This window comes from Desulfitispora alkaliphila, from assembly GCF_050433185.1.
Lineage (GTDB): Bacteria > Bacillota > Desulfitisporia > Desulfitisporales > Desulfitisporaceae > Desulfitispora > Desulfitispora alkaliphila.
The window spans coordinates 131,803-142,707 of sequence record NZ_JBNPXS010000002.1 but is presented as its reverse complement, the minus strand read 5'-3'; the positions used below and the strand labels follow the sequence as shown (position 1 = coordinate 142,707).

Below are 10,905 nucleotides of genomic sequence, written 5' to 3'. Positions count from 1 at the left end.
CCCATCTTCTTCTAACTTATCTACTAAATTTTTCACCTTGTGCTGTGCTTGAGCTAAGGCCATTCCATAGCCAGGTATTATTATTACTTTTTTTGCTTCTTTCAAGATATTCCCAATCGTTTTCTCAGGTTTTTCTGTAACTTTCAAAGCATCTCTTTGAGTGTTATTGCTTTCACTTTCACTAGCTTTTGGCTTTTCACTAACCGATGTCTTTCCTGTCAAAATTTGCAAAAGGCTACGATTCATCGCTTTACACATAATCTGTGTTAAAATTAATCCTGCCGCACCTACAACTGCTCCTATTGCAACTAAAAGCGGGTCGTTAATAACAAATCCTGCTAGCGAACTTGCCACACCTGAACATGAATTCAAAAGGGCAATTGTCACAGGCATATCTGCCCCACCAACTCTTACAGTGAAAATCACTCCAAAAACTAGTGCAACCACACTTACCATTACAAAAAGTACCATAGCTGTACTATAAGTTGTTAATACAGTCGCCACAGTTATTGCGCCCATAATTACGAGTAAAGCTACACTAATTGCTGAATGTCCTTTTAGAACTATCGGTTTACTGCCGATTAACTGGTGTAATTTTGCCGCTGCTATTAAACTTCCACTCAGGGTAATTCCCCCCACTATAATAGCTAAACTCCCTGAAAACCTATTGAAAGCTTCTGCGTTCGATGAGTTTGAAAATACTGTTAATGCTACAAACAGGGACGCTCCTCCGCCAAAGCCATTAAACAGCGCTACTAGCTGCGGTATTTGTATCATTGCTACTTTAATTGCTAAATAATAACCAATTGCTGATCCAATAATTATCCCTATATAGAGAAGCTCTACTGTCACGATGTTATTATAGAGCATTGTAACAATAACTGCTCCAAACATTGAGATTGCTCCCAACCTATTTCCTCTAACAGCGGACTTGGGGGAACTCATTAATTTTATCCCATATACTACCCCGATTACTAACACAAGAGTTAATGCGTCATATAGAGATATATTCACACTTTATCACCTACTTTGCCTTAAACATTTTTAACATCCGATCTGTTACCAAAAAACCCCCAACTATATTAATGGTTGCCAGAACAATAGCTATAAAACCCATAATTTGGCTTGTAGTTGCTACAGCTAATGCTGTAGCAACTACTGCTCCTAATAGTGTCACTCCTGATAGTGCATTCATTCCAGACATCAGCGGAGTATGCAATAAACTAGGCACATCACTAATAACTTTGTAGCCAATTATGGTTGCTATAATAAACAGTATCACCAATCCAAGGCTACCCATTTTTATGCACCCTTTTCTTTCAATTCTACATCATTCATTGCTTCTAGCGTTCCCGCATGCACTATCTTTTTGTCTCGCGTTACCAAAGAGGATTTTATTATTTCATCTTCCTCATTTATATTTACCTTTCCTTCTGCTACTAAGTTTTTGAGATAATTGTATATATTGTTTGAAAGTAACCGAGTAGCAGTTGTAGGCATCATGCCCGGGATATTTTTGGTTCCGTCAATAGTAACTCCGTACTTCGTTATTATTTTTCCTGGTGCTGTAACCTCACAATTTCCACCTTGATCAATTGCTACATCAACAATAACTGATCCAGGTGCCATAGATTTAACCATTTCTTCTGTCACTAATAGTGGTGCTAGTGCTCCAGGAATTAATGCAGTAAGAATTACTATATCAGAACTTGCTACCTTCTCTTTTAATAGTTCTCGTTCTTTTTTTAGCCATTCTTCGGAAATCTTATTAGCATATCCTCCTTGGCCTACTGCAACGTCTTCAGGAACTCCTAAATCATGATTTTTTGCACCCAGACTCGTCGCTTGTTCTTGTGCAGCCGGCCGTATATCAGCAGCTGTAACTACTGCTCCAAGCCTCTTTGCTGTTGCTACTGCTTGCAAGCCTGCTACACCAGTTCCAATAACTAATATATTTGCAGGCTTAAGCATACCTACTGCAGTTCCCACCATCGGCATGAATTTTCCTGCTTTATTCGCTGCGATTAGTACACTTTTATAACCCGCCACTGTACTCATAGAAGTCAAAGCATCCATTGCTTGTGCTCTCGATATTCTCGGAATTCCATCCAACGTCAATGCTACTACACCTTTTTCTGCAATATCTTTAACCATCTGGTGATTCTCAGGGTTTGCAGGGTGGATAAATGTTATTAAGCATTGTCCTGGCTGCATCATTTCAGTTTCATGTTTACCTTTATTTTCATTAAACTGAGGCTCTTTTACTTTTAGAATTATATCTGCTTGAGCAAAGATTTTTTCACAGTCATTTATTATTTCTCCTCCGGCTGCTTCGTAGTCTTCATCTAGAAAAAACGCCCCTTCACCTGCCCCTTTTTCAATAAACACTTTTCCACCTTCAGAAACTATTTTTTTAACTGTTTCAGGAGTAGCAGAGACTCTAGCTTCTCCTTTCATAATTTCTTTTGGGACTCCAATTTTCAGACCTTTGAAATTCATTATAAATTCCTCCTTGCTCTTTTTGGTTGTTGTGACGTACGTACCACTAGCCTTATTATATTACACCCACTCCAGGGTTTGTCAATACCCTTTTAATAGCGTTATATACTTTTATCTAAATTATTTTTTGAATCTCCGAGAACATAATAATCGAGCTTTTCTTTAGGTATTTTTATGTATTCTTTATGCCTAATTAAGTAAAAAGTAATCCCTAACAGTATCCAAGCACCCATAGCTATCCACGACTGTTTTCCAAGAAAAGCTGGCATCCCTGGAACAACTAATAATACAAAGAAGCCCGCTGAAGAAATTGTACCAATTAAACAAAGGAGCTTACTAATTGGCTTTACTCTATCCTCTACTACACCTACACCACTATTATTCCATCTAAAGTACTTATAGGCTACAAGACAACAGTAAAAATAAGCAATTGTAACACCTGTTGCTGACATATCAACAATCCACAGTAACGCTTCTCTTCCAAACCATGGAGCAATGAGGCAAAGACCACATGTGAAAAGTATCCCATTCGACGGCGTACCATATTTAGGGTGAATTTTAACAAACCACTCTGGCAATATTTTGGCACGACCCATGGCAAACAAAAGTCTGCTCGTAGAGACAGTAAATCCATTTAAGCCAGTACCAATCCCCATAAGCAATGATAAGGAAAGAACCAGTAGACCAACTATACCGAGGAGGCCTTGAATAGAGTCTCCTGTAACCCACATAGATTCACCAGATGCAATTACACTCCATGGTGTTGAAACTGCTGTAGCTAAAATCATCAAACTGTACACTAATCCAGCAAAGAATAGTGCTAAAATAATTAGCATAAAGGCCATTTTAGGTGAAAAATCAAATTCTTCTGCTGCTTGAGGAAGGTTATCAAACCCTACGTATGCCCAAGGAGCAATAGCAACAATTGCTAGTATAGCTGTTATGTAAGACTTGTCAGGAGCAAATAAAGGTTGTGCATCCACAGCTATTGATGTTGATGGATGCATGAGTAATGATATAGCTAAAAATAAAACACCAATTAGAAAACCCATGCACATATAAAACTGAGATCTCCCTGACGCTTTTGCACCTCTAATGTTTATAAATGCTGCAAAACCTAGCGCCATGGTTGCAACAATAACTTCTCCTAAATAAACATCCCATCCTGCCACACTGTACAGGTAAACTCGTTCCACAACAGATGGCATTGTAAATTTAAATAGTAACGAAAGAGCAGAAGCATTTAAGGCTACTATACTTAAATACCCCAAGGTTAGAAACCAACCGCATATAAAAGCATGATTGCGACCAAAACCTATGTATGCATACGAAAATCCTCCACCTGATACTGGAAAGGTTTTAATCATAAAACCATAAGCAACTGCTATTGTCATCATTAAAACTGCTCCAATAGAAAACCCAATAATAGCCCCCAAAGTTCCAGCATCCGCCAACCAATTTCCTGGCAACACAAAACTACCCCATCCAATAGATGATCCTAGTGCTATCGCCCAAACCCAATGTGGCTTCAGACTTTTTTGTAGCTCTACTCGTTGTTCCATGAACTTAGCCTCCTTGTAATTTTTCTATTACAATCAACTACAGGGTTACAGGTTTCTTGATTTTAAATTTTATATGCGATTGGCTTTTTGTTCACCCCCTTTATTGTTATGTAAGCAAAGTAAACAAAAGTTGCTTTAGTACCGACGTCTGTACCAGCTTGTTACTCACATTCTAAACCCTCTTGCCGGATCTGTCAATGTGAAAAAAGTAACTTTCTCAAACTTTTTTTTCCTGGTTTGTAATTAAAAAGGGACTGAAATTCTGTAAATTACAGAATTCAGTCCCTTAGAGTACTTGAATCATTCTCATCTGTTATATTTTAAACATTTCTCCGTGCTAGATTAATTTTAAAAGCGTACATATCTGCTCTAATTATACTTTTTTCATATTCCACCAACTTATTGCTTGCTTCAAAAATAAGTCGTTCCGTGACTAATGTGCATTGTTCCTTAGTAATTTGCAATAACCCACATTCTTCTTCCGATGGCATTGAACTAGTAATAGCCTGCTCCGCTTCCCAAAGGGTCAGACCTAGTTCTGTTTCAAGCAAATCATATATAGCTGCATCATTCAGGTCATACTTAGCTAATTCAACCCCAATTTCCTTTGGATAGTATTGTTCTTCAACCATAATTGGATAATCGTTTGCAAACCTTAACCTTTTTAGATAATAAACCTCTTCTTCTCCATATAGCTCAGCAACTCTTCCAGGAGCTCTCTTGACACCTTGCTCTAATATTTTAATCCTGGGATTCATTTCCATATCTATAATTGTTTCATTATACGATCTTAAATTTCCTAACCATTCTTCCATTGGACGAAGGCGTATAAATGTACCACGACCACGGATTTTTTCTAAAATCCCTTCATCAACTAGGGCTTCTATAGTCTGTCTAACTGTAGATCTACTAACAGAAAACTCTTCCATTAATTCCCTTTCGCTCGGAATTTTTTCTTCAACCCTTTTCTTCTTGATTTCCTCTTTTAAAATATTTTTTAATTGTACATGCAATGGTATATCGCTATGCTTGTCAATAAACACTTCATATCACCCTTTTGTTCATAAATATATTTTTTATTTCCCAGTTAAAATGGAAGCAACAACTAACCATTTAAAGAGAAAAGCATGTCCTTAACTATTATACTACACAACTCCCTGTCTGAAAAGCAGGGAAACAATATTTTCTAATCTGGCATAGCGATTTCGATTAATATTTTTGAGTACTGGTTGGTAAAACTAATTATATGATAAGCATTATCTGCCCACAGAAGTCAGCAAAACAAAACTTAAAGCCGCACCAGTTCTGGGCGGCCTATATAACATACATATACTATTGTGAATTTTTATTTTGTATATCATGATGTTCCAATGGACTTTTTGAAGGGGACAGCTGTTTTTTAAAAAATTCTTCTAGAATTTCGACAAAGGACTGTGCTACTGAAGATAAAGTAGTGCCTGAAGGCTTAATCCAACCGACTTTCATGGATACATTTATGCCAGAAATCGGAATAAATGTTAAGAGATTAGAGGTTACATAATTATTTGAAATATTTGCTATCCTCATACCAAAGGATAACCCCTGACTTTTAGAAACAAAATGCATTAAGCTTCGTATATCGTTAAAAACAACTATTTTATTGGCATCTAGGTTGCAATGTTCAATGATTGTTCTATATTCCTTTTTCGCACTAGTATTAATGGCAATAAGTTGATTACTGCAGTCATTAATTGAGACACTGTCTTTGCCCCATAAAGGGTTATTTCTCCCAATGTATATATGTAGTGGTTCTTGATATATCTCCGTGAAATGTAGGTTTTTAGAATGCAACTTAGAAGCGATATCTTTTTCATCAATACTGCTAATAAAAATAATCCCCAGTTCAGACATATTCTTTTCGACACTATCAATAATTTTTATGCAGTCTGGTGTTTCTATTAAAGAAAGGTTGTTTTTAGCACCTTCATCGTCCATAACAAGCTGTTGAAATAAGTCAACTACAACATAGGAAGGCATGCTTGCAATATTTAATGAAACAGGCTTTACATAGGAATCATATTTGTGGCAAATATTTTTCATCTTTCCAAGGTTTTTATTTACCTCTTTAGAAAGTCTGACCAGTTCCTCTCCAGCCGGGGTTAAAATGACTCCCTTGCTATCCCTCGTGAAAATTTTGATATTTAATTCTTGCTCAAGCTGTTTAATGCTTGTACTTAACTGGGGTTGAGAGATGTACAAGTTTTTAGTAGCCTTATTTATGGAACCGGCCCTTGCAACTTCTAAAACATACTCCAACTGCTCTAATCTCACGAACATCCCCCTCCCAGATCAGTATACTTAAAATCATTTAGTAACTAGGTTAATTATTATTATACATTAAAGCCTATAGAACGTATACATTAAAAGTTTTATTTGTGAAAGTTATAACAGGTAATAACAAATTTGGAATAACTTCTTTTGTAGCCTAAGCATTATACTAGTTATTGAGCGGGTTTATTAAAACTTTTTGAAAATTAGGAGGGAAGTTATATGAAAAATGATGACAAATCAACAGTAAACCTAAATGAAGAACCAGCAGTTAAATTGTCAAGACCCATGCTAATATTTAGTGTTGCCACAGTGTACTGCATGTTTATCTGGAATGTCACAATCAGATTTGGTGCTAACACTCTCTATCCACTGATTCAGGAAGATTGGGCTCTAACAGATGCTCAGGTAGGTTTATTAGCAAGTGCAATTTCTCTAGGCATGGCACTTTTTGTTCTTCCGGGATCCTATATTGCTGACAAGTGGAGTAGGACAAAAATGGTAACAGTCTTGGGGTCAATATTTAGTTTAGGGTCCTTACTAGCAGGGGCTGCTGCAAGCTTTTCGTTTCTCTTATTCACTAGATTTTTTAGTGGTATTGGTTTTTCAGCGTTTGCTCCCGCAGCTAGTACATCTCTGATTACATGGTTTAAAAGGTCCATATGGGGTAAAGTCCTTGGTTTCTACAATACATCCCAACAAGCCGGGGTTTTAGTTGGTTTTATGCTCATTGGGGCACTTGCTACCAAGTATGGATGGCAAGGGACTTTTTATATTCTTGGTGCCGTTGCAATGGTTTTAGTTATATTATCTCTATTCTTACCTAAACAGCAAGGACCAAAATCTTCAAAAAATGAAAATCAAGTAAGCCTTAAAAGTGCGGTACCAGTATTATTTAAAAATAAATCGCTAGTGGGTTTGGCAATCTTTACCGGTGTTGCTAATGCCATGACTGTTGCTATGTTGGCCTTTATGCCAATATACTTTGTGCGTATTTTGGAAATGCCTCTCCAGCAGGCAGCTACCTTCACCGGCTTAACTATTTTTGTTGGTGTTGCTTCAGGACCTTTAGCTGGTACTACCCTTGATTTTTTGGTCAAGAAGGATAGGCGAGCTAGAATGTGGTTGGGAACCATCATCTTTATATTAGGTGGATTGTTTTATGCCTGGGGCTTCCAACAGGGAAGTATTCCACTAATAATGGTTGGGGCATTCTTTACGAGCTGGTTTCCTACTATATACCACACTGGTACTCAGGAATTAGTGCCTGATTGGTACAGAGCAGCTTCTTATGGTTTTGTTGTCTTGGGTCTGCAAGGAATTGGCGTGTTAGGTCCCATGATAGCAGGGTCTATATCTGATAGTGTTGGTGTACAGACAGCCTTGGTGTACGTTTCTTTAGGTTATCTAATATGTGGTTTAGGTTACTATCTCATATCCTTTGTCTATAAGAATGATTATGAGATAGCTAGGGCTATGGAGGCTGATTCATTAACAATAGGCACTAAACCGGCAGGCGAAAGTATAGGTGGATAAAATAATAAACTTATTAATTGAAAGGTGGGCTTTAACTATGTTTGATAAAGGATATTTATCACCTAATGTGGTGTATCTTAATGGAAATGTGATTACAGTAGATGATGCGAAACCTAAAGCGGAAGCAGTGGCAGTATTGGGAGACAAAATTGTTGCTGTTGGTGACAGTGCAGAAATAAAACAGATGGCAGGGCCAGATACAGAAGTTGTGGACCTTGCTGACAAGACTATGATACCGGGATTCATAGAACCTCATATACATTTTCTTGTGTATAAAATGTACGTTATTCGTTCAGTGAATGTACTATGTAAGCCTTTTGGAAAAATTGGAAAAATGGATGAACTTATTGATACTTTAAAGGAGAAAGCTGCTGTAACCCCTAAAGGTCAGTGGATAGAGGGATATAGATATGATGATTTAGGTCTAGAGGAACAACGGCATCCAACCCGTTATGATTTAGATAAGGTTTCAACTGAACACCCTATTCATTTAGGTCACCGTAGCGGCCATGTAGGGACTTGTAACTCTAAAGCACTTGAGATTGCGGGGATAAACAAAGATACACCAAACCCTCCCGGCGGTGTTTACCAAAGGGATGCTAATGGCGAGCCTAATGGAGTACTAGAGTATGGACCTGCACTAAGTAGTGTTAGAAAATTTATTCCCCAGGAAACATTGGAAGAAAATTTGGAACTAATACCCCAAATTATTGATGAGCTTCATAAAGTGGGCATTACCTCATGCCAGGATGCAGGGGTAGGCATTTTCGGAAAAGGTGATATTAATTTATTCCAAGAGGCGAAAAAACGGGGTCTATTGAAGGTAAGATTAAATATGATGATGTGGCCAACAACCATCTTTGACAGTGATGGTAACACTATTGGTTTTAATACAGGGTTTGGAGATGAGTGGTTAAAAATTGGTCCGTTAAAGTTGATCGTAGATGGTTCTGTTCCAGGGTTCACCGGCTGGCTTACTAAGCCATATTATACTCCTTATAACGGAAATAGTGAACATAAAGGTCAAAGTGCTGTGCCTATAGAAAAATTTAATAAAATGTTCATCAAAGCCCACTGTGACGGTTATCAAGTGGCTGCCCATGCAGGAGGGGATGCTGCAATAGACGCCTTTATCGAGGCAGTTCGTTTAGCACAAAAAGAATGTCCCCGCACCGATGCCCGTCATCGTATTGAGCATTGTCATGTGGTAAGGGAAGATCAGTTAGAGGCTATGGCAGAACTAGGAATAACACCATCCTTTTTTGTCCGTCATACTCACTATTGGGGTGACCACTATAAGAAAAATGTATTAGGTCCGGAAAGGGCTGCAAAAATGGATCCATTGAAAACTGCTTTAGACAAGGGTGTCAGGTATACTATTCACTCAGATGCGCCCCACGTTCTGGCAGATCCACTGATGGAAATGTACGCTGCTGTAAATCGCGTCACCTCAGGAGGGGACGTTCTAGGACCAGAAGAGCGAATTACCCCCGAGCAGGCCTTGCGGGCTATTACCCTTGATGCAGCTTGGCAAAGCTTTGAAGAGGATATTAAAGGCTCTATACAGGTAGGTAAACTGGCAGATTTTGCAGTACTAGCCGAGAATCCACTGGAGGTAGCACCAGATAGAATTAAAGATATTAAAGTTGAAGAGACAATCATCGGCGGGAAAACTGTTTACAAAGCTTAATTTTAAAAAATATATAGACAATTCTATTACTTGGAGGTTATAGTGCTATGAGTAATGACTTAAAAGAAAGAATCATCAAAGAAGTTGATGCTGTAAAGGACGAAATTATTGAGATTAATGATTACCTATATAAAAATCCAGAATTAGGGTACCAGGAATTTAAAGCATCGAAGCTTCTCACATCAAAACTAGAAGAGGCTGGGTTTGAGGTTCAAAAGGGCATCTGTGGTATGGAGACAGCTTTCAAGGCAGAATTTAAAGGGAAGGGATCAGGCCCAAAGGTAGCCCTCTTGGCCGAATATGATGCTCTGCCTGAACCTGTTGGACACGGATGCCAGCACAACCTGATAGGGGCAATTAGCGTTGGTACTGGATTGGCCCTAAGCAGGGTGATGTCTGAACTTAATGGCTCTCTCTATGTATTTGGCTGTCCCGCAGAGGAGGGAGTAGTGGATAATGCAGGGGGTAAGGTTCCCATGATCGATGAATTCAAAGAGATGGACACTGCTATGATGATCCATGGAGCACAATTCAACACAGATGGTTCCGAAAATGTGTTGAACCTAAACAGAGAAGCCCTTGAGATAACCTTTCTTGGAAAAGCGGCAAGTGCAGCTCAAGCTGAATTTGCTAGTGAAGGTATCAACGCCCTTGAGGCCTGTATGCTATTTTGGCAGGCCCTAAACGCCTACAGGCTTCAGATGAAGGATGGGGCCAGGGTCTATGGCATTATTACAGAAGGTGGTACAGCAGTAAATGTAATCCCTGAAAGAGCAGTGACAAGAATTCTGATAAGAGTTGAGGACTACCCCTATTTCCTTGAGCTTGTGGAGAAGGTGAAAACAATGGCTGAAGGGGCAGCTATGGCTTTAGGTGCAAAGGTAGAGATACGATCTACTGCCAACAGGTACCTGTCCTTCAATCCAAACCAGAATCTAGCTACTGCTTATGGGAAGAATGCTGAATCACTAGGATTACCTCTTTTTAAAGTCCCTGCAGGTATAGGAGGTGGCGCCTCAGATATGGGAAATGTTAGTCGTGTCTGTCCGGCCATACATCCCTTCGTAGCCTCTATGCCCAAGGGCACGCCAAACCATACTGCAGATGCTGCAGATGCGTCTGTGTCCGAGTTAGGTCACAAGATGGCTGTTTTAGGTGCTAAGGCTCTTGGTATGACAGCGGTTGATGTATTGACTGGAGTTATCGATACTGAAGTGATGAGAAAGGAGTTTGAAGAAACAACAGCTAAAATGCTTAATAACGGCTCTTAAGTTCTGTTAATATAAAGTTAATTAGCTAGGGATTAATTTA

9 protein-coding genes are annotated in these 10,905 nt (G+C 38.8%); 3 read left to right on the top strand and 6 right to left on the bottom strand.

Annotation, left to right across the window (positions count from 1 at the left end):
• The 6 genes from GGQ84_RS01575 to GGQ84_RS01550 all read right to left on the bottom strand — a co-directional run.
• A partial coding sequence (locus tag GGQ84_RS01575; protein ID WP_429158218.1) for an NAD(P)(+) transhydrogenase (Re/Si-specific) subunit beta occupies positions 1 to 945 on the bottom strand: 945 nt, incomplete at its 3' end.
• 79 nt (positions 946 to 1,024) lie between these two features.
• Entirely contained in the window at positions 1,025 to 1,300 is a 276-nt protein-coding gene (locus GGQ84_RS01570; protein WP_429158215.1) for an NAD(P) transhydrogenase subunit alpha part 2, read from the bottom strand.
• Between the two features lie 2 nt (positions 1,301 to 1,302).
• Positions 1,303 to 2,499, bottom strand: coding sequence for an NAD(P) transhydrogenase subunit alpha (locus GGQ84_RS01565; RefSeq protein ID WP_429158212.1), 1,197 nt, complete (start codon positions 2,497 to 2,499; stop codon positions 1,303 to 1,305).
• A 101-nt stretch (positions 2,500 to 2,600) separates the two neighbouring features.
• Positions 2,601 to 4,061 (bottom strand): APC family permease, encoded by a 1,461-nt coding sequence (locus GGQ84_RS01560; RefSeq protein ID WP_429158209.1) that lies wholly within the window; start codon positions 4,059 to 4,061, stop codon positions 2,601 to 2,603.
• Positions 4,062 to 4,381: 320 nt separating this feature from the next.
• A complete protein-coding gene (locus tag GGQ84_RS01555; protein ID WP_429158206.1) occupies positions 4,382 to 5,104 on the bottom strand; it encodes a GntR family transcriptional regulator in 723 nt (240 codons plus the stop codon).
• Positions 5,105 to 5,393: 289 nt separating this feature from the next.
• The gene (locus tag GGQ84_RS01550) at positions 5,394 to 6,371 is read right to left on the bottom strand and encodes a LysR family transcriptional regulator (protein ID WP_429158203.1); all 978 of its coding nucleotides are present in this window, start codon (positions 6,369 to 6,371) and stop codon (positions 5,394 to 5,396) included.
• A 219-nt stretch (positions 6,372 to 6,590) separates the two neighbouring features.
• Here GGQ84_RS01550 and GGQ84_RS01545 point away from each other — a divergent pair, with 219 nt between their 5' ends.
• The 3 genes from GGQ84_RS01545 to GGQ84_RS01535 are packed head-to-tail and all read left to right on the top strand — an operon-like array spanning position 6,591 to position 10,865.
• On the top strand, positions 6,591 to 7,904 hold the full coding sequence (locus GGQ84_RS01545) for an MFS transporter (RefSeq protein WP_429158200.1): 1,314 nt from the start codon (positions 6,591 to 6,593) through the stop codon (positions 7,902 to 7,904).
• A 37-nt stretch (positions 7,905 to 7,941) separates the two neighbouring features.
• Positions 7,942 to 9,594, top strand: coding sequence for an amidohydrolase (locus GGQ84_RS01540; RefSeq protein ID WP_429158197.1), 1,653 nt, complete (start codon positions 7,942 to 7,944; stop codon positions 9,592 to 9,594).
• Between the two features lie 47 nt (positions 9,595 to 9,641).
• A complete protein-coding gene (locus GGQ84_RS01535) occupies positions 9,642 to 10,865 on the top strand; it encodes an amidohydrolase (protein WP_429158194.1) in 1,224 nt (407 codons plus the stop codon).
• Positions 10,866 to 10,905: the final 40 nt, after the last annotated feature.

Coding starts and splice junctions, on each gene's coding strand:
- GGQ84_RS01570 (WP_429158215.1), bottom strand. CDS start 1,300: ATGGGTAGCCTTGGATTGGTGATACTGTTTATTATAGCAACCATAATT.
- GGQ84_RS01560 (WP_429158209.1), bottom strand. CDS start 4,061: ATGGAACAACGAGTAGAGCTACAAAAAAGTCTGAAGCCACATTGGGTT.
- GGQ84_RS01540 (WP_429158197.1), top strand. CDS start 7,942: ATGTTTGATAAAGGATATTTATCACCTAATGTGGTGTATCTTAATGGA.
- GGQ84_RS01565 (WP_429158212.1), bottom strand. CDS start 2,499: ATGAATTTCAAAGGTCTGAAAATTGGAGTCCCAAAAGAAATTATGAAA.
- GGQ84_RS01545 (WP_429158200.1), top strand. CDS start 6,591: ATGAAAAATGATGACAAATCAACAGTAAACCTAAATGAAGAACCAGCA.
- GGQ84_RS01535 (WP_429158194.1), top strand. CDS start 9,642: ATGAGTAATGACTTAAAAGAAAGAATCATCAAAGAAGTTGATGCTGTA.